Here is a 22,198-nt window from a genome sequence, read left to right on the forward strand (position 1 = left end):
CGGGCTGGCTCATGCAGCGGCAGGGCGTGGCGCGGTGATGCCGGCGATGGTGCGCAGGATGTGGGCGCGCACCAGGGCTTCGACGCCCTCGGCATCGCCGGCCTTGAGCGCCGCGAGGATTTCGCGGTGCACGTCCTGCACGTAGTCGACCGAGGGCCGGGCCTCCATCCAGATGCGCATGAGCGGCTCGATCACCGAATGCAGCGCCGAAATCTGGTGCATCAGCCGCGGCGCATCGCTGACCGCGCACAGGCGCTCGTGGAACTGCCGGTGCACGGTGATCCAGTCCGAGGTGTTGGCCGCGCTGCGTTGCATCTTGGCCAGCAGCTGTTCCAGGTCGTGGATGTCGTCGGCGCTCACGCGCCGGGCTGCCATCGCGGCGGCCAGGCCTTCGAGCACGGCGCGCATCTCGAACACCTCGCGCACTTCCTTCTCGGTGAGGTCGCGCACCACGGCGCCGCGATTGGGCCGCATCACGATCAGGCCCTCGGCGGCCAGCCGGTTCAGGGCCTCGCGTACCGGCATGCGGCTCATGCCCAGCGCGCTGGCGATCTCTTCGGGCACCAGGCGCGCGCCCGGCCGCTGCAGCCCCATGCGGATGGCATGGCGGATGTGCTGGTAGGCCTCTTCCTGGGCGGTCGAGTGCGGGGATTCGAACGAGGAAGAGCGTTGCGTGAGCATCAGGGAAGCAGGGGATTTGCGCGGCCAGCCGCGCGATTCTAGGGGTGGGACTGCGCATGCAGCGCACGCGGTGCATGCCCCACTGCGGTGCGCGACCTGCGACGCAGGCCTCGGCCCGGTGCGTGCGCTGCGCATGCGCGGGCGCTTTCCCGTGCAGCGGCAGCGCCTTACGCCGTCAGCCGCTCCGTAAAAGCTGGCCTGGCTATTGCTTCATCGCCCGCGTCTCGCAGATTGGATCCAAATATCCAAAAATCCAAAAACTGCGGGATACTCGCGGCGGCCTCGGGCTCGCGGCCGCCAGACCGACCTTCATTCGTCAGACGGGGATTTCTTCCATGCTTCTTGAGTCGTTGCGCACGTCCATCCTGGCGGCCGTGGTCCTGGCAGCGGGCAGCGCCAGCGCGCAAACGCCCGCGCCGGCCTGGCCCACCAAGCCGGTCCGCATCGTGGTGCCGTTCTCGGCCGGGGCCGCCACGGACCTCATCAGCCGGCATCTCGGCACCGGCCTGGCCAAGGCCCTGGGTCAGGCCTTCGTCGTCGAGAACAAGCCCGGTGCCGCCGCCATGATCGGCAGCGATGCGGCCGCACGCGCCCCCGGCGACGGCTACACGCTGCTCATGAGCGGCCCGGCCTCGATGGTGACCAACCGCTTCCTGTACAAGAAGCTCAGCTACGACCCCGATGCGTTCGCGAAGGTGGCGGTGGTCGCCATCACGCCCAACGTGCTGCTGTCGCACCCCTCGCTGCCGTTCAAGACCGTGCCCGAGATGGTGGCCTACGCCAAGGCCAACCCCGGCAAGCTGACCTACGCCTCGTTCGGCGCGGGCACCACCTCGCACATGGCCGGCGAGATGCTGCGCCAGCAGGCCGGCATCGACATCGTGCACGTGCCCTACAAGGGCGCGGGCGAGGCCATCCCGGCGCTGCTGTCGGGCCAAGTGTCCATGTACTTCGACACCATCATGACCGCGCTGCCGCAGGTCAAGGCTGGCAAGCTCAACGCGCTGGGCGTGTCCAGCGCCACGCGCTCCGCGATGGCGCCCGACATTCCCACCATCGCCGAACAGGGCTACCCGGGCTACGACATCGCGCCCTGGTACGGCATCGTCGCCAGCCCGGGCACGCCGCAGCCCATCGTGGCCCGCCTGAACACCGAGATCAACAAGCTGCTGCAGGACGCCGCCTTCCGCGAGAGCCTGGCCGCCACTGGCGCCGAGCCGCGCGGCGGCTCCGTCGCCGACTTCGAGGCCTTCGTGCGCACCGAGGTGCCGCGCACCGAGAAACTCGTGCAGCAGTCCGGCATCACCATGCAGTAGCAGCCTGCGCTGCCTTCCTTCCCACCCACGCCAAGCCCATGCAAGACTTCGACTGGTCCTTTCCCTACCGTTCGCAAAAGATGCCGCTGCTCGCGGCCAACGCCGTCAGCACCAGCCAGCCGCTGGCCGCGCAGGCCGGCCTGCAGATGCTGCGCGAAGGCGGCAACGCCATCGACGCGGCCATCGCCACGGCCATCACGCTCACGGTGGTGGAACCGGTCATGAACGGCATCGGCGGCGACCTGTTCGCCCAGGTCTGGCACGAAGGAAAGCTCTACGGCCTGAACGCCAGCGGCCGCGCGCCGGCGCGCTGGACGCCGGACCATTTCGCGGGCCGCAGCGCCATGCCCAAGGTCGGCTGGGACACCGTCACGGTGCCCGGCCAGGTGGCGGGCTGGCGCGCGCTGTCCGAGCGCTTCGGCAAGCTGCCGTTCGCACAGCTGTTCGCACCCGCCATCGCCTATGCGGCGGAAGGTTTCCTGGTCTCGCCGCAGATCGCGCGGCAATGGGCGGCCCAGGTGCCGGTGCTCGTGGAGCAACCGGGGTTCAAGGAGACCTTCCTCGTCGACGGCCGTGCGCCACGCGCGGGCGAGCGCTGGCGCTGCCCCGACCAGGCGCGCACGCTCGCGGAGATCGCGGCCACGGGCGGGCGCAGCTTCTACGAGGGCCCGCTGGCCGAGCGCATCGTGGACCATGCACGCAAGACCGGCGGCGTGCTCGCCGCGCAGGACCTCGCGCAGCACCAGGTCGCCTGGGTGGAGCCGATTGCCCAGGCCTTCCGCGGGCATCTGCTGCACGAGCTGCCCCCCAACGGCCAGGGCATCGCGGCCTTGATCGCGCTGGGCATCGTCGAGCGCTTCGACGTGGAGGCCATGGGCCTGGACAGCCCGGACTTCTACCACCTGGCCATCGAGGCCATGAAGCTGGCCTTCGCCGACCTGCACGCGCATGTGGCCGATCCGGCCCACATGCAGGTGGCGCCCGCGGCGCTGCTGGACCCGCAGTACCTCGCGGCGCGCGCTGCGACGATCCGCATGGACCGCTCCTCGGTGCCCATGGCCGGTGTGCCCAAGCCGGGCGGCACCGTGTACCTGGCGGCAGCCGATGCCCAGGGCAGCATGGTGTCCTTCATCCAGTCCAACTACCGCGGCTTCGGCTCGGGCGTGGTGGTGCCGGGCACCGGCATCGCGCTGCACAACCGCGGCGAAAGCTTCAGCCTGCAGGCCGGCCACCCCAACTGCGTGGCGCCGGGCAAGCAGCCCATGCACACCATCATCCCGGGCTTCGTCACACGCAGTGGCCAGCCGCTGATGGCCTTCGGCGTGATGGGCGGCTCCATGCAGGCCCAGGGCCACCTGCAGATGCTGATGCGCCTGGCGGCGTTCCGCCAGAACCCGCAGGCCATGAGCGACGCGCCGCGCTTTCGGGTCGAGAACGGCCCGGTCGTCAACGTCGAGGCCCATCTGCCGGGCGCCGTGGCGCAGGAACTGCGCGCGCGCGGCCATGACGTGCAGGTGGCCCCGAGCGACAGCCTGGAGTTCGGCTCGGCCCAGCTGATCCACCGCGTGGACGGCGGCTACCTCGCGGCCAGCGACTCGCGCCGGGACGGCCAGGCCGTCGGGTTCTAAAGCACGCGAAAGCCGTGCGTGCCGTCGCGCGCGAGCTGCGCGACGAGCCCGAACTCCCAGTCCAGGTAGCCCTGCATGGCCGCGCGCGGCGCGTCCGTGCCCTCGTAGGGGCGGCGGTAGCGGTCGGTGCGCGGCGTGGCCAGGCGCGGCGCGCCGGCTTCCAGCGGCAGGCCGGCGGCGGCCCAGGCGGCCGTGCCGCCCGCGAGCACCCGCACGCGGCTGGTCGGCCGTCCGCGTGCGTCGAGCAGGCTGCGCAGCTCGGGGACGGCATAGGGGGCGAGCGCACCGTCGGCGCTGGTCAGCACGTACTGCGGCGCGGCCGGCAAGCGCTCCAGCGCCTGGCGCAGCTGGGCACGGATCGCGAACCAGGCACCCGGCACGTGGCCGCGCACATGGGCCTGGCCCGGGCCGAGGTCGATGACCACGCTGTCTGCCAGCGCGGCCGCCAGCTGCGCTGCGTCGATGGCATCGGTGTCCGGTGCCGGCGGCAGCGCGGGCGGCGCGGCGCCGCGTTCGGCGAACGGCCCGGCTCCGTCGAGCACGTGCACCTCCCAGCCCATCTGCGCCAGCCACGAGGCCGTCATGTTCGCCCGCACGCCATCGTCGTCCACGAGCACGATGCGCGCGCCGCGCACCGGCACGCTGTGGTCGGTCTCCTGCACCAGCTGGCCGCCGGGCGCGTTGGCGAAGCCGGGCAGGTGGCCGGCCGCGTACTCCTCGGGCGTGCGCACGTCGAAGGCGTAGAGCGTGCGGCGGGGTTCGGTGCGCCACCGCGCCAGCGCCTGCGGCGTGGCGCGGCCCACGCCGGCACGCCCGGCCGTCTCGGCAGCGGCCTGCCGTGCCTCGGCCAGCCGCCCGGGCGCGACCTGCTGCGGCGCGCGGCGCGCCGCGCCATGGTCCAGCTGCTGGCCGGCCAGCAGCCAGCCGATGGTGCCGTTGCGCAAGGCCGCCACGGGATTGGGCACACCGGCGTTGACCAGCGACTGCGTGCCGATGATGCTGCGCGTGCGGCCCGCGCAGTTGACGATGATGCGTGTGGCCGGGTCGGGCGCGAGCTCGCGCGCGCGCAGCACGAGCTCGGCGCCGGGCACGCTGGTCGCGCCCGGGATGCTCATGGTCTGGTACTCGTCGAAGCGGCGCGCGTCGACGACCACGGCGTCGGCACCGGAGACGATCAGCGCCTGCACCTCCTCGGCCGCCAGCGAGGGCGTGTGGCGCTCGTGCTCCACGAGCTCACCGAAGGCCTTGCTCGGCACGTTGACATCGCGGAACACCTCGCCGCCCGCGGCGATCCAGCCGGCCAGGCCGCCGGCCAGCGCATGCACCTGCGTGTAGCCCAAGGCGGCCAGCATGGCCGCACCGCGCGGCATCAGGTCTTCGCCATCGTGCTCGCCGTACAGCACGATGCGCGTGTCGCGCCGCGGGATGCGGCGCCAGGCCTCGAGCTCGATGCGCGAGAGCGCAAGGTTGGCGGCCCACAGCGGATGCGCCTGGGCGAACGGGTCCTCCTCGCGCAGGTCGAGCAGGGCGATCTCGTCGCGCGCGAGCAGCGCGGCGCGGACCTCGGCAGGTGTCAGCAAGGGCAGGGGCATGGGGCGAGCATAGGCGCCCGCGCAGGCGCTTATGCGGTGCCCGCATCAGCAGCTGCGGAAAACCTGCTTGGCCTCATGCGCCGCGGCGCGCCACCCAGTAGGTCGCGCCTTCGGGCCCGTAGCGCTCGGCATGCGGGGTGCCGCGGGCCAGCGCGAAGCCGTCGCCCGGCCGCAGGTGGCGCGTGCCACCGGCAGCGCTGAGCCACATCTCGCCCTGCACGACCAGGGCTTCGGCGTCGAAGGGATGCTGGTGGTCCTCGACCACCTGGTGCGGCGCCCAGCTGCGCGCGATGGCCTCGTCGAAGCCTTCGGCCAGCGCCGCCGCGCGGAAGTCGTCCAGCGTCCTGGCGGCGGCCAGCACCGGGCGCAGGGTGGGGATGTCGGCGGGCAGGGGCGAGACGCTAGCGCGCATGGCGGCCGGAGGCGCGCGGCGCCGGCGCCGCCGTGCGAAGCGTGCGGCCCAGCGGTCGAGCAGCCAGCGCAGGCGGCGCCCGCCCCACAGCAGCAGGCGACCGACGGGCTGCTGCAGCGGCGGCACATCGCGTGCGATCAGCACGAGCGCGATCGGCAGGTACTCCAGGCCGACCACCGGCAGGAACCAGAGCATGCTGAACACCAGACACAGCAGCGCCGTCGGAATGCGCACCCAGCGGGCACGGCGCGAGAGCAGCCAGCGCAGCATGCGCCGCAGGCGGCGCGGCAGCAGCGCCAGCAGGCCGGCGACGGCCTGGTCGTAGGCGCCGTGCGCGGCGGGGCCTGCGGGGTGCACCAGCTGGTTCAAAGGCCGTCCCGCGGGGCGCCCGACGCGGCCGCGCGCACGCTTGCGTCGCTGAGCCGTTGCCAGGCATCGCGCGAGGCGTGGCGCGCACTTTCCCAGTCCAGCGTGGAGCGGCCGCGCGCACGGTTCCAGTCGCGCGCAAGTTCCTCGTCGACCTCTTCGAAGCTGCGGCCCGGGTGGCGTCCATAGGCGTTCACGCCGTAGCGGTAGGCGGGGCCGTAGTCGTCGAAGCTGCCCGTGTCCTCCGTCCGGCTGGCATGGTGGGCACGCCAGTAGGCCTCTTCAGCGGCCGGATCCACCGTGGGGTCGGCCACGGCCACGCCCTTGCCGGCCAGCGCACCCAGCGCCGCGCCGGCCACGGCCCCCGCTGCGGCGCCGACCGGACCGGCCACGCCGCCCACGGCCGCTCCTGCAGCGGCCGCCCCGGCGACCCCGCCGGCCAATCCACCCGCCACCGCGCCCACGCCGGTGGCCGCTTTGCTCCTGTCGCTCATGTGCTGCTCCTGAAATGCGTTGGGGTCCACCGTACGGGGCCGGACGCGGTCGCCATGCAGGACAAATTCGCAGCCGCTTGTCCACCGCAGCGGGAAGCCGGCCGACAGCAGTTCGGCCTGGCGTGGGCTGGACCGGGCGGGGCAGCCGGTCACACTGTGCGCTTCCAGACCCGAGGATCCATCCATTGGCAAGACCATCCCAAGCCATGTCGCCGCGCGCTGGCGCGCCCGCCGAAGACGGCCAGGGCTTCGTGCGCGTGCGCGGTGCGCGCGAGCACAACCTCAAGAACGTCGACGTCGACATCCCGCGCAACGCCTTCGTCGTCTTCACGGGTATTTCCGGCTCGGGCAAGTCCTCGCTGGCCTTCGGCACGCTGTTCGCCGAGGCGCAGCGGCGCTACCTCGATTCCATCGCGCCCTACGCGCGCCGGCTCGTCGACCAGGCCGGCATTCCGCAGGTCGATGCGGTCGAGGGCATGCCGCCCGCCGTCGCACTGCAGCAGCAGCGCGGCACGCCCATGGCGCGCTCATCGGTCGGCAGCGTGAGCACCGTCTCCAACCTGCTGCGGCTGCTGTTCTCGCGCGCGGGCCACTACCCGGCCGGCCAGCCCATGCTGTTCGCCGAGGACTTCTCGCCCAACACGCCGCAGGGTGCCTGCCCGCAATGCCATGGCCTGGGCCGCGTCTACGACGTGACCGAGCGCTCGGCCGTGCCCGACGACAGCCTGAGCATCCGCCAGCGCGCCGTCGCGGCCTGGCCCGGTGCCTGGCAGGGCCAGAATCTGCGCGACATCCTGACCACGCTGGGCCATGACGTCGACAAGCCCTGGCGCGACCTGCCGCAGCGCACGCGCGACTGGATCTTGTTCACCGACGAGCAGCCCACCGTGCCCGTCTATGCCGGCTTCGACCGCGACGAAGTGCGCGCGGCCGTGAAGGCCAAGATGGCGCCAAGCTACATGGGCACCTTCACGGGCGTGCGGCGCCACGTGCTGCACACTTTCGCGAACAGCCCGAGCGCGGCCATGCGCAAGCGTGTCGCTCCTTACATGGTCAGCGCGCCCTGCAGCCTGTGCGCGGGCCGCAGGCTCAAGCCCGAGGCCCTGGCCGTGCGCTTCGCCGGGCACGACATCGCAGCGCTGGGCGCCATGCCGCTGGCCGACCTGGCCCAATGCCTGGCGCCCGCAGGCCAGGGGCACCCGGCCACCGCGTCCACCCACCGCGGCGCACACCGGCCTGCACCCGCGAACCCGCGCCACGCCGGCGCGGACGACGTGCTGCGCACGCCGGACGATTCGCAGGAGAAGGTCCTGGCGGCCCAGCGCCTGGCCGGCGAGATCCTCGCGCGGCTGCAGACGCTGCAGAGCCTGGGCCTGGGCTATCTCTCGCTGGACCGCGCCACGCCCAGCCTGTCGGCCGGCGAACTGCAGCGCCTGCGCCTGGCGACGCAGATCGGCTCCAAGCTGTTCGGCGTGGTCTATGTGCTGGACGAGCCCTCCGCGGGCCTGCACCCGGCCGATGGCGTGGCGCTCCACGAGGCGCTGGGGCGGCTCAAGGCCGCCGGCAACACGCTGTTCGTGGTCGAGCACGACGTGGCCACCATGCGCGCGGCCGACTGGCTCGTGGACGTGGGGCCGGCGGCCGGCAGCCAAGGCGGCGAGGTGCTCTACAGCGGCCCGCCTGCCGGGCTGGCGGGCGTCGCGCGCTCGCAGACGCGGCCCTACCTGTTCCCGGATCCGGCGCACGTGCCGGCGCCACGCCAGGTGCGCGCACCGCGTGCCTGGCTGCGGCTGCGCGACCTGCGGCACCACAACCTGGACGGTGTCGACGCCGACTTGCCCGTTGGCTGCCTGAGCGTGGTCACGGGCGTCTCGGGCTCGGGCAAATCCAGCCTGGTCAGCCAGGGCCTGCTCGAACTGGCGCGCCGCCACCTGCACCTGCCCGCCGAGCCGGAGGAGGACGGTGCCGCGGCCGAGGGCGAGGACACGGCGCAGGCCGCCTTGCCGCCCGTGCAGGGCCGCATCGACGAGGGCATGGCACATGTCGCGCGCGTGGTCCAGGTCGACCAGAAGCCCATCGGCCGCACGCCGCGCTCCAACCTGGCCACCTACACCGGCCTGTTCGACGCCGTGCGCAAGCTGTTCGCGGCCACGCCGCAGGCCCGCCGGCGCCGCTTCGATGCCGGCCGCTTCTCGTTCAACGTGGCCAAGGGCCGCTGTGCGACCTGCGCGGGCGAGGGCTTCGTGAGCGTGGAACTGCTGTTCCTGCCCAGCGTCTACGCGCCATGCCCCGACTGCCAGGGCAAGCGCTACAACGCGGCGACGCTGGAGGTGACCTGGGAAGGGCTCACCATCGCCGACGTGCTGGACCTCACCGTGGACGCGGCCTGCGCGCGTTTTGCCGAGGAGCCCGCCGTGCTGCGCCCGCTGGAAGTGCTGCGCGACATCGGCCTGGGCTACCTGCGGCTGGGCCAGCCCGCTACCGAGCTGAGCGGCGGCGAGGCCCAGCGCATCAAGCTCGCCACCGAACTGCACCGGCCGCAGAACGGCGGCACGCTCTATGTGCTGGACGAACCGACCACCGGCCTGCACCCGGCCGACGTGGACCGGCTGCTCGCGCAGCTGGACAAGCTCGTGGCCGCAGGCAACACCGTGGTCGCCGTGGAGCACGACATGCGCGTGGCCGCAGCGGCCGACTGGCTGATCGACATGGGGCCGGGGGCAGGGCCGCAGGGTGGGCGTATCGTCGCGGCCGGCCCGCCGCAGCAGGTGGCTCGACAGCGTGGCAGCGCCACCGCACCCTACCTGGCGCAGGCCCTGCGCCCCGACGCGAAGGCATAGCGCGTTCTGCGCATGTGCGCATGCGCAAAACACGCTTGTGCGTTCAAGAGGGCTTGCACAGAAGTTTTTTGCATAAGCAAGCAAATAAACAATCGTTGGTCGGCGTGCATGGGCGGCCTACAGTGCGGCGCATCGCTGCACGCTGCAGCCTCTTGTTGCCCATCCATGTCCGCCTTGCTCGATTCTCCCGCCCTGTCCGACGCACCCGCTCAGGCCTTCGAGGTGCGCCGCCTCGATGCGCCCTTCGGTGCCGAGGTGCTGGGGCTGGACCTGGCCCAGCCCCTCAACGACGCCGACTTCGCACGCCTGCACCGCGCCCACCTGGACCACCACGTGCTCGTGCTGCGCGACCAGCGCATCACGCCTGCCCAGCACGTGGCCTTCACACGCCGCTTCGGCCCGCTGCAGATCCACGTGCAGAAGAAGTTCCAGCTGGAAGGCCATCCCGAGGTGCTGATCGTCTCCAACATCAAGGTGGACGGCCAGCCCATCGGCCTGGGCGATGCGGGCCACTACTGGCACTCGGACCTGTCGTACAAGGAAAAGCCCAGCCTGGGCTCGCTGCTGCACGCGCAGGAACTGCCGAACGCCGGCGGCGACACGCTGTTCGCCGACCAGCACGCGGCCTACGAGGCGCTGCCCGAGCCCGTCAAGGCGCGCATCGCCACGCTGAAGGCCGAGCACAGCTACCTGGCCAAGTACGAGGAACTGCGCGCGCGCAGCCCCTGGCGTCCGGCGCTGACGCAGGCCCAGCTCGACGAGGTGAAGCCGGTCGTGCACCCGGTCGTGCGCACCCATCCCGAGACCGGCCGCAAAGCGCTGTTCGTCAGCGAGCACTTCACGACGAAGATCGTCGGCCTGCCCGAGAACGAGAGCCGCGCGCTGCTGGAGCTGCTGTTCGCGGCCAGCACGAAGCCTGAATTCCAGCTGCGCCACCGCTGGCTGCCGCACGACATCGTGTTCTGGGACAACCGCTCGGTGCTGCACCTGGCGGCCGGCACGCCCGACAGCGAACGCCGCAAGCTCTACCGCACCACGATCGAGGGCGACCAGCCCTTCTGATCCTGTCTGTTCCCGTCTTTTTTCTGCCCACGCCGCGGCGTGGGCAGGCTTCGCTCACCCTGGAGATTGTCCCCACCATGCACCGCATCACCCGTCGCCTCGCCGCGCTCGCCACCGGCGCCGCGCTGCTCGCCGGCAGCCTGGCCGCCCACGCCGAAGGCCGCATCCGCATCGCCGAGCAGTTCGGCATCGTCTACCTGCTGCTCAACGTGGCGCAGGAGCAAAAGCTCATCGAAAAGCACGGCAAGGCGGCCGGCGTGGACATCAACGTCGAGTTCGTCAAGCTCTCGGGCGGCTCGGCCGTCAACGACGCGCTGCTGTCGGGCAACATCGAGGTGGCCGGCGCCGGCGTGGGCCCGCTGCTGACCATCTGGGACCGCACCCGAGGCCGCCAGAACGTCAAGGGCGTGGCCTCGCTGGGCAACTTCCCGTACTACCTGGTCACCAACAACCCGAACGTGAAGACGATCGCCGACTTCACGGACAAGGACCGCATCGCCGTGCCGGCCGTGGGCGTCTCGGTGCAGTCGCGCGTGCTGCAGCTGGCCTCCGCCAAGCTGTGGGGCGACAAGGACTTCGCCAAGCTCGACAAGATCAGCGTGGCCGTGCCGCACCCTGACGCGGCCGCCGCCATCATCAAGGGCGGCACCGAGATCACGGGCCACTTCGGCAACCCGCCGTTCCAGGAACAGGAGCTGGCGGGCAACCCGCAGGCCCGCGTGGTGCTGAAGTCCTACGACGTGCTGGGCGGCCCCTCGTCGGCCACGGTGCTCTACGCCACCGAGAAATTCCGCAGCGAGAACCCCAAGACCTACAAGGCCTTCATCGACGCGCTGAACGAAGCCGCGCAGTTCATCGCCGCCAAGCCCGAGCAGGCCGCCGACATCTACCTCAAGGTCTCGGGCGCCAAGACCGACCGCGCGCTGCTGCTGTCGATCCTCAAGAACCCCGAGGTGCAGTTCACCACCGCGCCGCAGAACACCTACACCCTGGCCGAATTCATGCACCGCGTGGGCGCCATCAAGAACAAGCCCGCGTCCGCACGCGACTACTTCTTCGACGACGCGCACAGCGCCCAGGCGAACTGAGATGGCGCTGCGCAGAAGAACGCTTGCCGCTGCCGCGGCGCTGGCCGCCGCGCTGGGCCTGGCCGCCGGGCCCGCCCAAGCCGAGGGAAAGATCCGCATCGCCCAGCAGTTCGGCATCGCCTACCTGCTGCTGGACGTGGCACGCGACCAGCAACTGATCGAGAAGCACGGCAAGGCGCTGGGCCAGGAGGTCGCTGTTGAGTGGGCCAGCATCTCGGGCGCCACGGCCATGAACGAGGCGCTGCTGGCCGGCTCGCTCGACGTGGTCTCGGCCGGCGTGCCGCCCATGCTCACGCTGTGGGACCGCACCAAGGGGCGCCAGAACGTGAAAGCGCTGGCCGCGCTGGGCTCCCTGCCCAACTACCTGCTGACCAACAACCCCGAGGTCCAATCGCTCAAGGACCTGGGGCCGAAGGACCGCATCGCGGTGCCGGCTGCCGGCGTGGGCTTCCAGTCGCGCACGCTGCAGATTGAAACTGCGCGCCTGTTCGGCAAGGACGACTTCAAGCGCTTCGACGAGATCTCGGTGAGCCTGCCGCATCCCGAGGCCACGGCCGCCCTGGTCTCGGGCGGCACCGAGATCAGCACGCATTTCTCCAGCGCGCCGTTCTACTACCAGGCGCTGGCCGCGAACCCCAAGGTGCGCAAGATCGCCAGCAGCTACGACATCCTGGGCGGGCCGGCCACCTTCAACGTGCTCTACACCACGCAGAAGTTCCGCGAGCAGAACCCCAAGACCACGCAGGCCTTCTACAACGCGCTGGTGGAGGCCGAGCAGATCGTCAAGGCCGACAAGGCCAAGGCGGCCGACATCTTCATCCGCGTGCAGAAGTCCAAGCTGGCCCCGGCGCTGGTGCGCCAGATCGTGGAGGACCCCGAGAACGACTTCACCGTGTCGCCCCAACGCAGCATCGTGTACGCGCAGGAGCTGCACAAGCTCGGCGTGTTGAAGAACCAGGCCGGTTCCTGGAAGGACTACTTCTTCGAGGAGGCCTGGGCGCGCCCTGGATCGTGAGATGACCATGCAACTTGCCGCCCCCACCTTGCGCCATGCCGTGCCGGGAAACCCGCTGCGCGCACCTGGCCCGGTGGCGCCCGCGCAGGCCGCGCGCCAGACCGATGGCAGCGCGCTGCTGCAGGTCGACGGCGTGAGCCTGGAGTACCGCACGCCCGAGCGCGTGGTGCGCGCCACGCACCGCGTGGGCTTCGACGTGCATGCGGCCGAGCGCTACGTTCTGCTGGGGCCTTCGGGCTGCGGCAAGTCCACGCTGCTCAAGGCGATCGCCGGCTTCATCGCGCCCGTGGAAGGCGAGATCCGGCTCGACGGCAAGCGCGTCACGGCGCCGGGACCGGACCGCATCGTCGTGTTCCAGGAGTTCGACCAGCTGCCGCCCTGGAAGACCGTGCGCGAGAACGTGATGTTCCCGCTGCTGGCTTCCCGCACGCTGGGCCGCAAGGAGGCCGGCGAGCGCGCATTGCACTACCTGGACAAGGTGGGCCTGTCCAAGTTCGCCGACGTGCACCCGCACCAGCTGTCGGGCGGCATGAAGCAGCGCGTGGCCATCGCCCGCGCGCTGGCCATGCAGCCGCGCGTGCTGCTCATGGACGAGCCCTTCGCGGCGCTGGACGCGCTCACCCGCCGCAAGATGCAGGAGGAACTGCTCGCGCTGTGGGACGAGGTGCGCTTCACGCTGCTGTTCGTCACGCACTCGATCGAAGAGGCCCTGGTGGTGGGCAGCCGCATCGCGCTGCTGTCGCCGCACCCGGGCCGCATGCGCGCCGAGATCAACAGCCACGCCTTCGATCTGCAAAGCACGGGCGGCGCGGAGTTCCAGGCGACGGCGCAGCGCATCCACCACCTGTTGTTTGAAGAAGAGAAGACCGCATGAGTGCGCTGAATCCCCCGGTGCGGCCCGAAGCTGAATGGCCGCTGCAGCCCTATACCGAGGGCAGCGTCGAACGCGCGCTGCCCCTGGGCACGCGCCTGTGGCAGCAGGCCTGGCTGCGCAAGGGCCTGATCCTCGCGGTGCTGGCCATCCTCTGGGAGCTGCTCGCGCGCTGGCAGGACAACGACCTGCTGCTGCCTACCTTCAGCGCCACCATGCGCGCGCTGCTCGAGGGCTTCGCCAGCGGCGAACTGCTGGGCCGCGTGGGCATCTCGCTGTCGGTGCTGCTGCAGGGCTATGTGGCCGGGGTGCTGCTGGCCTTCGCGCTGACGCTGCTGGCCGTGTCCACGCAGCTGGGCCGCGACCTCTTGTCCACGCTGACCTCGATGTTCAACCCGCTGCCGGCCATCGCGCTGCTGCCGCTGGCGCTGCTGTGGTTCGGCCTGGGCCGCGGCAGCCTGGTGTTCGTGCTGATCCATTCGGTGCTGTGGCCGCTCGCGCTCAACACCTTCGCGGGCTTCCAGGGCGTGCCCGAGACGCTGCGCATGGCCGGGCGCAACTACGGCCTGCGCGGCCTGCGTTATGCGCTGCAGATCCTGGTGCCGGCCGCGCTGCCGGCCATCCTGTCGGGCCTGAAGATCGGCTGGGCCTTCGCCTGGCGCACGCTGATCGCCGCCGAGCTCGTGTTCGGTGCGAGCTCGGGGCAGGGCGGCCTCGGCTGGTACATCTTCCAGAACCGCAACGAGCTGTACACGGACAAGGTGTTCGCCGGTCTCGTGACCGTGGTGCTGATCGGCCTCGCAGTGGAGACCTTGGGCTTCGCCACGCTGGAGCGGCTGACCGTGCGCCGCTGGGGCCAGCAGCGCTGAGTCTGCAAGGGCGGGCCGAGGTCGGGTACAAGTGCGGGACCACCACCGCCTTGTTGCCGCACCATGTCCGACCTGAAACAACGCAGCCTCTCCCTCCTGTCCGCGCTGGGCGTGGACCCCGCGCAGCTGGCCGCCGGCCCGCTGGCGGTCCGCTCGCCGGTGGACGGCAGCCTGCTGGCCGAACTGGCCATCGAAGGCCCCTCCCAGGTGACCGGCGCCATCGGCATGGCCCGGACCGCCAGCCTGGCCTGGCGCGATGTGCCGGCGCCCCAGCGCGGCCAACTCGTGCGCCTGCTCGGCGAGGAGCTGCGCGCGGCCAAGCCGCAACTGGGCGAGCTGGTCTCCATCGAGGCCGGCAAGATCGGGACCGAAGGCCTGGGCGAGGTGCAGGAGATGATCGACATCTGCGATTTCGCGGTCGGCCTGTCGCGCCAGCTGTACGGCTTGACCATCGCCTCGGAGCGGCCCGGCCACCGCATGATGGAGACCTGGCATCCGCTGGGCGTGGTCGGCGTCATCACGGCCTTCAACTTCCCGGTGGCGGTGTGGGCCTGGAACGCGGCGCTGGCGCTGGTCTGCGGCAATGCCGTGGTCTGGAAGCCCTCGGAGAAGACGCCGCTGACCGCGCTGGCCTGCCAGGCCATCTTCGAGCGGGCGGCGCGGCGCTTCGGCCAGGCGCCCGCGCAGCTGAACCAGGTCATCGTGGGCCTGCGCGAGACGGGCGAGGTGCTCGTCGACGATGCGCGCGTGGCCCTGGTCTCTGCCACGGGCAGCACGCGCATGGGCCGCGCAGTGGGGCCGCGCGTGGCGCAGCGCTTCGGCCGCTCCTTGCTGGAGCTCGGCGGCAACAATGCGGTGATCGTCACGCCCAGTGCCGATCTGGACCTCGCGGTGCGCGGCATCGCCTTCGCGGCCGTGGGCACGGCCGGGCAGCGCTGCACGAGCACGCGCCGGCTCATCGTGCACGCCAGCGTCAAGGATGCGCTGGTCGGGCGGCTCAAGACGGCTTTCGCCAGGCTGCCGATCGGCAGCCCGCTGGAGGCCGGCACGCTGGTCGGCCCGCTGATCGACCGCCAGGCCTTCGAGGCCATGCAGGCCGCGCTGGCCGCAGCACGCGCCGAGGGCGGCACCGTGACGGGCGGCGAGCGCGTGCTGGACCATGCATTTCCGCAGGCCTTCTACGTGCGCCCGGCCATCGTCGAGATGCCGGCGCAGACCGACACGGTGCGCCACGAGACCTTCGCGCCCATCCTCTACGTGCTGGCCTACACCGACTTCGACGAAGCCATCGCGTTGCAGAACGAGGTGCCGCAGGGCCTGTCGTCCGCCATCTTCAGCAACGACCTGCGCGAGGCGGAACGCTTCCTGTCCGCGAGCGGCTCGGACTGCGGCATCGCCAACGTCAACATCGGCACCTCGGGCGCGGAGATCGGTGGTGCCTTCGGTGGCGAGAAGGAGACGGGCGGTGGCCGCGAGTCCGGCTCGGATGCCTGGCGCGCCTACATGCGGCGCGCCACCAACACCGTCAACTACTCGCGCGCGCTGCCGCTGGCGCAGGGCGTGAAGTTCGACGTGTGAGCACAAGGGGCATCGCCGGGCTGGCACACTCGCCGCTTCGTCCAACGGAGAAGCACGTGAACCTGAGACTGTCCCGGCGCCGCGCGCTTGTGCTCGCCGCCTGCGCCCTGTCCCTGTCCGCCGCGCAGGCCGCGCTCAAGCCCGGTGACGCGGCACCGTCCTTCGCGGCCGAGGCCGCGCTGGGCGGCAAGACCTTCCGCTTCCAGCTGACCGAGGCGCTGGCCAAGGGTCCGGTCGTGCTTTACTTCTTCCCCAAGGCCTTCACCCAGGGCTGCACGGTGGAGGCGCACCTGTTCGCCGAGGCCAGCGAGCGCTTCGCCGCACTGGGCGCCACCGTGGTCGGTGTCTCGGGCGACAACATCGACACGCTCAAGCGCTTCTCGGTCGAGGCTTGCCGCGACAAGTTCGCCGTGGCCGGCGCCAATCCCAAGACCATCGAAGACTACGACGCGCGCTCGTCCTGGCGCGCCGACATGGCCGACCGCATCTCCTACGTGATCGCCAAGGACGGCAAGATCGTGTTCACGCACCACGGCTCCGACCCCGAGGCGCATGTGACGCGCACGCTGCAGGCCGTCGAGCAGCTGGCCAAGCCCGCGCGCTGATCAGCGCGCGGCCAGCGCGAGCGTGGCGCGGCGCAGGCGGGGCGTGGGCTGCTCCGCCGGGCGCGGCGGTGCCTGTTCCAGCGCCCGCAGCAATTCCAGCCCCTGCGGCCATTCGCCATGGCCCGAATCCACATTGATGTGCCCCGCGTCGGGCAGCCGCACCAGCTGGCTGCCCCAGGCGCGCGCATAGGCGCCGGCCAGGCGCACGGGACAGTAGGGATCGTTGGTGCTGGCCACCAGCGTGCTGCGGAACGGCAGCCGCGCGTGCGGCACGGGCGCGAAGTCCACCAGCACGGCGCGGCGCTCGGGGTCCGCGGGCGCCACCAACAGCGCGCCATGCACGCGCGCCTGGGCCTCGGGCGGCAGGTGCGCCACCACGATGCAACCCAGGCTGTGGGCCACCAGCAGCACCGGATCGGGCCGGGCCAGGATGGCCCGCACGGTGTTCTCCAACCAGGCCGCGCGCCGCGGTGCGACCCAGTCGTCCTGCTGCACGCGCGTGACGTCGGGCAGCCGGGCCTCCCACAGGCTCTGCCAGTGGCCGGGGCCGGAATTGCGCCAGCCCGGGATGATCAAAGTGCGCATGCGCGTCGTCGTCCAGAAGAAGGAGCGCCCCATTCTGGGAGCCGGCCCGGGCCGGGCCAACGAAGCTTTTCGAGGAAGCTTAGACGCGCGGTCTCCGGCTGCGGGCAGGGCCGGCCGGTGCCGCGGGCCAGTGCCCTGGCGCGGCAAACCAGTCGACCAGGAAGTCCAGCAGCGCACGCAGCACGGGTGGCACCCGGCGCTGCGGCTGGTACAGCGCATGCACGCCCAGGGCCTGCGGCACCCACAGCGGCAACAGGGCCTGCAGCCGTCCTGCCGCCAGCAGCGGAGCCGCTGCATAGACCGGCTGCAGCGTGATGCCCACGCCCTGCGCCGCAGCGGCCAGCAGCACCTGGGTCTCGTTGGCGCTGAGCGGGCCGCCCACGGGCACGCCGACGGGCCGGCCCTGGGCGTCGGCGAATTCCCAGACGCTGCGGCCGAAGTAGGAGTAGGTGAGGCAGCGGTGCGCGGCCAGGTCCTCGGGCCGCTGCGGCGTGCCGTGGCGGGCCAGGTAGTCGGGTGAGGCGCAGACCACCGAGGCGCAATCGCCCAGCCGCCGCGCGACGAGGCCCGGCTCCAGCTGGTTGCTGATGCGGATGGCCAGGTCCACGCGCTCCTCGACCAGGTTCACGGCGCGCGAATCCACGCGGAAATCGATGGCCGCGAGCGGATGGCGCTGCAGGAACACCGCCGCCGCGGGCGCCAGCACCTCCTGCGCGAGCGATTGCGCACAGGCCAGGCGCAGCAGGCCGCGCACCGGATCGGCCTGGCGCTCGTCCTCGGCCACGCGCGGCAGCTCGCGCGCCACCGCGAGCAGCTGGCGGCTGTGGGCCAGCGCCTGCTCGCCCGCGCTGGTGAGGCTGAGCCGGCGCGTGGTCCGGTGCAGCAGCCGGGCGCCGGCCCATTGCTCCATCTGCGCCAGGTAACGCGTGACCATGGCGCGCGACATGTCCAGCGCCGTGGCGGCAGCCGCCATGCTGCCGCGCTCGGCGATCTGCACGAAGACTTCGGCGGCAGTCAGGCGGTCCATGATTTCATCGAACGAAGCAACAAAGCATTGCATGGTAGGCGGTTTTTCCGCCGAACGAAGCAACCTACGATGCCCACCACGGGCCGTGTCCCGCATGTTCATTCCCAGGAAAGAGATTCATCCATGTCCAAGATCGCCATCCTCGGCATCACCGGCAACGCCGGTTCCCGCATCGCCAACGAACTGCTGTCGCGCGGCCACAGCGTGACTGGCATCGCCCGCGATCCGTCCAAGGCTGCGGCGCGCCCCGGCCTCACGCTGGCCGCGGCCGACGCCACCCAGGCCGCCAAGCTGGCGCCGCTGCTGCGGGGCCACGACGTGGTGGTCAGCGCCACGCGCTTCGTCGGCGGCATCGATGCCGCCACGCTGCTGGCGGCGGCCAGGCAGGCCGGCGTGCCGCGCATCGCCGTGGTCGGCGGCGCCGGCAGCCTGGAGGTGGCGCCCGGCGTGGCGTTGATCGACACGCCGCAGTTTCCGGACGCCTACAAGGCCGAGGCCGGTGCCGGCCGCGTGTTCCTGCAGGCACTGCGCAGCGAGAAGGATCTGGATTGGACCTTCCTGTCGCCCTCGGCGCTGTTCGCGCCGGGCGAGCGCACTGGCCAGTTCCGGCTGGGTGGCGACCAACTGTTGGTCGACGCGCAGGGCAACAGTCACATCTCGATGGAAGATTTCGCGATCGCGCTGGCCGACGAGATCGAGCGACCCGCGCACGCGCGGCAGCGCTTCACGGTCGGCTACTGAGCGCCCATACGGCCAGCGCGCACCCCTGCTGACGGGTGAAGTTGGGAGCCTTCATCGGCACATCGAGCACTTTTTTCAGGTCAGCGCGAATCCTTTGGCTGCGCTGGTGACTCTTGGCATCGGTCACCATCACCCATGAGGAACCGAACATGTTTTACCTGAAACGCAACCTGCCGCTGGCAGAGCGTGCTGCCCGGCTCGCCCTGGCGGCGGCTGCGCTGACCGTCGCCTACGTCTGGTCCGACATCGCCCCGCTGGCCTGGGCCGCCGGGGTCAGCGCGTGCACGCTGGCAGGGACTGCAATCGTGGGCTTCTGTCCTGCGTGCGCGTTGCTGGGGCGCAAGCCCGTGGCGCGATGAGCCTGACCGCAGACCGCCTGGCCTTGGTCGAGGCCGCCCGCAACGGCACGCCCGGTGCGGTGCTGGAGTTGATGCGGGTGAGCCTGCCCGACATCCGCCGCTTCGCGCGCCGCACCTGCTCCACCAGCGAGGACGCCGAAGACGCTGTGCAAGTGGCGCTCTGGCGGCTGTACCGCCACGTGGGCGCGCTGCGCACCGCCGCCACGTTCGTGAGCTGGCTCTTTCGCATCGTCGAGGCGAGTGCCATCGCCTGCTGCGTGGGCGTGGCCGCACCCAGCCGCTCGAGGCGCTGCCAGAGGCTGACCATCCCGCGGCGCCCGCCGTACCGCTGGCGCTTCGGCTGGACCTGGCGCGCGCGGTGGAGGCGCTGGCCCCACCGTACCGGGAGGTGCTGGTGCTGCGCGACCTGCACGAACTGACCGCACCGGAGGTGGCGGCACAACTGGACATCAGCGTGGACGCGGTCAAGAGCCGCTTGCACCGCGCCCGCATGCAGGTGCGCACCGTCCTGATGGCCAGCGGCTACTGGTTCAACGGGACCGCAGCCGAACCGCATGGCCCTGCGCGCCAACAGAGGGACTGAGCATGTTCTGCAGCTCTTCCATCACCGTGCACCTGCTGCGCGGCCTGGCCGCGGTCGCGTTCGTCACGCTGGCGTTGCTGGCAGCCACATGGCCTGCGCCCTTGCGCATGGCCGCGGGCATCGGCGCTTTGCTGCTGCTGCGCGGCTGCCCTGCGTGCTGGCTGCTGGGGCTGGCGCAGGCCTGGGCCGCGCGCCGCCGGCCGCCGGCCGGATAAACCCCGGCGCAGCTGCTCACGGCGTTCGCCAGGGGGCCGACCCGGCACCTCACTCGATCGCCACCTTGGCGTCTTTGACGAGCCTGGCGTACTTGGCCGTGTCATCCTTGATGCGCGCGGCCATCTGCTCGGCCGTGTCGCCCACGGGCTCGGCGCCGATCTCTTCCATGCGCTTCTTGAACTCCGGCGAATGGATGATCCTGGTCATCTCGGCATTGAGTCGGGCCACGACGTCCTTGGGCGTGGCCGCAGGCGCGAGGATGCCGAACCAGGTCCCTTGGTCGAAGCCCGGCATGCCGGACTCGGCCAGCGTGGGCACATCGGGCAGCGTGCTCGAGCGCCTGGCCGTGGTCACGGCCAGCGCGCGCAGCTTGCCGCCCTGGATGTGCTGTACCAGTGGTGTCAGCGTGTCGAACGACAGGTCGATCTGCCCGCCCAGCAGGTCGGTCGTCAGCGGCGCGCTGCCCTTGTAGGGCACGTGGACGAGTTCCACGCCCGCTAGGCCCGCGAACTGCGTGCCGATCAGGTGCTGCACCGTGCCGTTGCCGTTGGAGCCGTAGGCGATCTTGCCCGGCGCGGCCTTGGCCAACGCGATGAGACCCTTGACATCGGTGGCGCTGGACTTGGCGTTGACCACCAGCACATTGGGCACCAGCGCCACCGTGGTGATGGGCGTGAAGCTCTTCTCGAAGTCGTAGGGCAGCTTCTTGTAGACGCTGGTGGCGATCGTGTGGTGCACGGCGCCCATCAGCAAGGTATGGCCGTCAGCCCTGGACTTGGCGACGAAGTCTGCGCCGATGGTGGCGCCGGCGCCAGGCCGGCTCTCGACGATGACGCTCTGGCCCAGCGCCTGCGACAGCGGCATGGTCAGCGCACGGGCCAGCGCGTCGGAACTGCCACCGGGCGGGAAGGGCACGATCAGCGTGATCGGCTTGGTCGGGAAGGTCTGGGCGGAGGCCAGGCCACAGGCGAGGGACAAGGCCAGCGTGGCCAAGGTGTTGCGGCGGTTCATGCGTGTCTCCAGGAATCAGCGGGCAAAGACCGTCCCCCGCAGCGCTGGCGGCTGCTTCGCAAAGGGGGCGGGCGGAAAGGGCGCGGGCGCAGAGCCCGCCGGGCTCAGGCGGCCTTGCGCTGGGCGCTGCCGGCCACCAGGGCGCAGACGGCCTGCGTGACCTGGGCCGTGGTGGCCCGGCCGCCCAGGTCGCGCGTGTGCAGTTGGGGGTCGGCCGTCACCTGCTCGATGGCGGCCATCACGCGCTGGGCCGCTGCGTGCTCGCCCAGGTGCTCCAGCAGCATCACGACCGACCAGAAGGTGCCGACCGGATTGGCCAGGCCCTTGCCCATGATGTCGAAGGCCGAGCCGTGGATGGGCTCGAACATCGACGGGTAGCGGCGCTCGGGGTCGATGTTGCCGGTGGGCGCGATGCCCAGGCTGCCGGCCAGCGCGGCCGCCAGGTCCGACAGGATGTCGGCATGCAGGTTGGTGGCGACGATGGTGTCCAGCGTGGCGGGCTTGTTGACCATGCGCGCCGTCATCGCGTCCACGAGTTCCTTGTCCCAGTGCACGTCGGGGAAGCCGGCGGCCACCTCGGCGGCGATCTCGTCCCACATCACCATGGCGTGGCGCTGTGCGTTGCTCTTGGTCACCACGGTCAGCTGCTTGCGCGGGCGGCTCTGGGCCAGCTGGAACGCGTAGCGCAGGATGCGCTCCACGCCCACGCGGGTCATGATGGACACGTCGGTCGCGGCTTCGATGGGATGGCCCTGGTGCACGCGGCCGCCCACGCCGGAGTATTCGCCCTCGGAGTTCTCGCGCACGATGACCCAGTTCAGATCGTCCGGGCCGCAGCGCTTGAGCGGCGCGTCGATGCCGCGCAGGATGCGTGTGGGCCGCACGTTGGCGTACTGGTCGAAGCCCTGGCAGATCTTCAGGCGCAGGCCCCACAGCGTGACGTGGTCGGGGATGTGCGGGTCGCCGGCCGAGCCGAACAGGATGGCGTCCTTGCCCTTGAGTGCTTCCAGGCCGTTGGCCGGCATCATCTCGCCGTGGGCGCGGAACCAGTCGCCGCCCCAGCCGAAGTCCTCGAACTCGAAACGCAGGCCGCTGCTGGCCGCCACGGCCTCGAGCACTTCGCGGCCGGCCGGCACGACCTCCTTGCCGATGCCGTCGCCGGGGATGGTGGCGATCTTGTAGGTCTTCATGGTCCGTCTCCTTGGGGAACAGTGGTGGGATGGACGGACTGTAAGAACGATGGCAGGTGCTGGATCGGC

At 71.2% G+C, this 22,198-nt stretch carries 24 protein-coding genes; 15 read left to right on the forward strand and 9 right to left on the reverse strand.

The window, feature by feature from the left end:
- Positions 1 to 9: 9 nt before the first annotated feature.
- Positions 10 to 681 carry a GntR family transcriptional regulator gene (locus IE209_RS21910; RefSeq protein WP_189689040.1) on the reverse strand — a complete coding sequence of 224 codons (672 nt, stop codon included), beginning with the start codon at positions 679 to 681 and terminating at the stop codon, positions 10 to 12.
- 335 nt (positions 682 to 1,016) lie between these two features.
- Between IE209_RS21910 and IE209_RS21915 the strand changes: the two genes are divergently transcribed.
- The gene (locus IE209_RS21915) at positions 1,017 to 1,997 is read left to right on the forward strand and encodes a Bug family tripartite tricarboxylate transporter substrate binding protein (protein ID WP_189689041.1); all 981 of its coding nucleotides are present in this window, start codon (positions 1,017 to 1,019) and stop codon (positions 1,995 to 1,997) included.
- A gap of 38 nt (positions 1,998 to 2,035) precedes the next feature.
- Entirely contained in the window at positions 2,036 to 3,625 is a 1,590-nt protein-coding gene (locus IE209_RS21920) for a gamma-glutamyltransferase family protein (protein WP_229882991.1), read from the forward strand.
- On the opposite strand, the gene IE209_RS21925 is transcribed toward IE209_RS21920, so the two are convergent.
- The 3 genes from IE209_RS21925 to IE209_RS21935 form a co-directional block, all read right to left on the reverse strand.
- Positions 3,622 to 5,217, reverse strand: a complete 1,596-nt coding sequence (locus IE209_RS21925; protein ID WP_189689042.1) for a rhodanese-like domain-containing protein — start codon at positions 5,215 to 5,217, stop codon at positions 3,622 to 3,624. The two genes, IE209_RS21920 and IE209_RS21925, sit on opposite strands and share 4 nt — an antisense overlap.
- 73 nt (positions 5,218 to 5,290) lie before the next feature.
- A complete protein-coding gene (locus tag IE209_RS34375; RefSeq protein WP_308433205.1) occupies positions 5,291 to 5,998 on the reverse strand; it encodes a cupin domain-containing protein in 708 nt (235 codons plus the stop codon).
- Positions 5,995 to 6,489, reverse strand: coding sequence for a hypothetical protein (locus tag IE209_RS21935; RefSeq protein WP_189689043.1), 495 nt, complete (start codon positions 6,487 to 6,489; stop codon positions 5,995 to 5,997). Before IE209_RS21935 ends, IE209_RS34375 begins: the two co-directional genes overlap by 4 nt.
- Before the next feature lie 206 nt (positions 6,490 to 6,695).
- Between IE209_RS21935 and IE209_RS21940 the strand changes: the two genes are divergently transcribed.
- From IE209_RS21940 to IE209_RS21975, 8 genes are all read left to right on the forward strand, one after another.
- Positions 6,696 to 9,329: an excinuclease ABC subunit UvrA gene (locus tag IE209_RS21940; protein ID WP_189689044.1), complete on the forward strand. Its 2,634-nt coding sequence runs from the start codon at positions 6,696 to 6,698 to the stop codon at positions 9,327 to 9,329.
- A 165-nt stretch (positions 9,330 to 9,494) separates the two neighbouring features.
- Complete coding sequence (locus IE209_RS21945; protein ID WP_189689045.1) at positions 9,495 to 10,391, forward strand: TauD/TfdA dioxygenase family protein; 897 nt, start codon at positions 9,495 to 9,497, stop codon at positions 10,389 to 10,391.
- A 77-nt stretch (positions 10,392 to 10,468) separates the two neighbouring features.
- A complete protein-coding gene (locus tag IE209_RS21950) occupies positions 10,469 to 11,479 on the forward strand; it encodes an ABC transporter substrate-binding protein (protein WP_189689046.1) in 1,011 nt (336 codons plus the stop codon).
- Position 11,480: 1 nt separating this feature from the next.
- Positions 11,481 to 12,494, forward strand: coding sequence for an ABC transporter substrate-binding protein (locus IE209_RS21955; protein ID WP_189689047.1), 1,014 nt, complete (start codon positions 11,481 to 11,483; stop codon positions 12,492 to 12,494).
- A 7-nt stretch (positions 12,495 to 12,501) separates the two neighbouring features.
- Entirely contained in the window at positions 12,502 to 13,368 is an 867-nt protein-coding gene (locus tag IE209_RS21960) for an ABC transporter ATP-binding protein (protein WP_229882992.1), read from the forward strand.
- Positions 13,365 to 14,234 (forward strand): ABC transporter permease, encoded by an 870-nt coding sequence (locus IE209_RS21965; protein WP_189689048.1) that lies wholly within the window; start codon positions 13,365 to 13,367, stop codon positions 14,232 to 14,234. The genes IE209_RS21960 and IE209_RS21965 overlap by 4 nt, the downstream gene beginning before the upstream one ends.
- A 63-nt stretch (positions 14,235 to 14,297) precedes the next feature.
- Positions 14,298 to 15,812: an L-piperidine-6-carboxylate dehydrogenase gene (gene amaB / locus IE209_RS21970; protein WP_189689049.1), complete on the forward strand. Its 1,515-nt coding sequence runs from the start codon at positions 14,298 to 14,300 to the stop codon at positions 15,810 to 15,812.
- 56 nt (positions 15,813 to 15,868) lie between these two features.
- Positions 15,869 to 16,417: a peroxiredoxin gene (locus IE209_RS21975; protein ID WP_373305401.1), complete on the forward strand. Its 549-nt coding sequence runs from the start codon at positions 15,869 to 15,871 to the stop codon at positions 16,415 to 16,417.
- Here the strand turns inward: IE209_RS21975 and IE209_RS21980 are convergent, their stop codons facing one another.
- A complete protein-coding gene (locus IE209_RS21980; protein WP_189689050.1) occupies positions 16,418 to 17,002 on the reverse strand; it encodes an RBBP9/YdeN family alpha/beta hydrolase in 585 nt (194 codons plus the stop codon). It abuts the gene before it with no gap.
- Between the two features lie 79 nt (positions 17,003 to 17,081).
- On the reverse strand, positions 17,082 to 18,029 hold the full coding sequence (locus IE209_RS21985; protein ID WP_189689051.1) for a LysR family transcriptional regulator: 948 nt from the start codon (positions 18,027 to 18,029) through the stop codon (positions 17,082 to 17,084).
- 123 nt (positions 18,030 to 18,152) lie between these two features.
- Between IE209_RS21985 and IE209_RS21990 the strand changes: the two genes are divergently transcribed.
- Positions 18,153 to 18,770 carry an NAD(P)-dependent oxidoreductase gene (locus IE209_RS21990; RefSeq protein ID WP_189689052.1) on the forward strand — a complete coding sequence of 206 codons (618 nt, stop codon included), beginning with the start codon at positions 18,153 to 18,155 and terminating at the stop codon, positions 18,768 to 18,770.
- On the opposite strand, the gene IE209_RS21995 is transcribed toward IE209_RS21990, so the two are convergent.
- Positions 18,754 to 18,921, reverse strand: coding sequence for a hypothetical protein (locus tag IE209_RS21995; RefSeq protein ID WP_189689053.1), 168 nt, complete (start codon positions 18,919 to 18,921; stop codon positions 18,754 to 18,756). The two genes, IE209_RS21990 and IE209_RS21995, sit on opposite strands and share 17 nt — an antisense overlap.
- Here IE209_RS21995 and IE209_RS22000 point away from each other — a divergent pair.
- The 4 genes from IE209_RS22000 to IE209_RS22010 are packed head-to-tail and all read left to right on the forward strand — an operon-like array spanning position 18,920 to position 19,927.
- Positions 18,920 to 19,129, forward strand: coding sequence for a YgaP-like transmembrane domain (locus IE209_RS22000; RefSeq protein WP_189689054.1), 210 nt, complete (start codon positions 18,920 to 18,922; stop codon positions 19,127 to 19,129). The two genes, IE209_RS21995 and IE209_RS22000, sit on opposite strands and share 2 nt — an antisense overlap.
- Entirely contained in the window at positions 19,126 to 19,548 is a 423-nt protein-coding gene (locus IE209_RS22005) for an RNA polymerase sigma factor (protein ID WP_229882993.1), read from the forward strand. The genes IE209_RS22000 and IE209_RS22005 overlap by 4 nt, the downstream gene beginning before the upstream one ends.
- The gene (locus IE209_RS33970; protein ID WP_229882994.1) at positions 19,524 to 19,712 is read left to right on the forward strand and encodes a sigma factor-like helix-turn-helix DNA-binding protein; all 189 of its coding nucleotides are present in this window, start codon (positions 19,524 to 19,526) and stop codon (positions 19,710 to 19,712) included. Before IE209_RS22005 ends, IE209_RS33970 begins: the two co-directional genes overlap by 25 nt.
- Before the next feature lie 2 nt (positions 19,713 to 19,714).
- On the forward strand, positions 19,715 to 19,927 hold the full coding sequence (locus IE209_RS22010; RefSeq protein WP_189689055.1) for a hypothetical protein: 213 nt from the start codon (positions 19,715 to 19,717) through the stop codon (positions 19,925 to 19,927).
- A gap of 49 nt (positions 19,928 to 19,976) precedes the next feature.
- On the opposite strand, the gene IE209_RS22015 is transcribed toward IE209_RS22010, so the two are convergent.
- Complete coding sequence (locus IE209_RS22015; protein ID WP_189689056.1) at positions 19,977 to 20,939, reverse strand: Bug family tripartite tricarboxylate transporter substrate binding protein; 963 nt, start codon at positions 20,937 to 20,939, stop codon at positions 19,977 to 19,979.
- 104 nt (positions 20,940 to 21,043) lie between these two features.
- Positions 21,044 to 22,129 carry a tartrate dehydrogenase gene (locus IE209_RS22020; protein WP_189689057.1) on the reverse strand — a complete coding sequence of 362 codons (1,086 nt, stop codon included), beginning with the start codon at positions 22,127 to 22,129 and terminating at the stop codon, positions 21,044 to 21,046.
- Between the last annotated feature and the right edge of the window lie 69 nt (positions 22,130 to 22,198).

Origin of the sequence: Pseudorhodoferax aquiterrae (assembly GCF_014652235.1) — a bacterium.
GTDB classification, from domain to species: domain Bacteria; phylum Pseudomonadota; class Gammaproteobacteria; order Burkholderiales; family Burkholderiaceae_C; genus Pseudorhodoferax; species Pseudorhodoferax aquiterrae.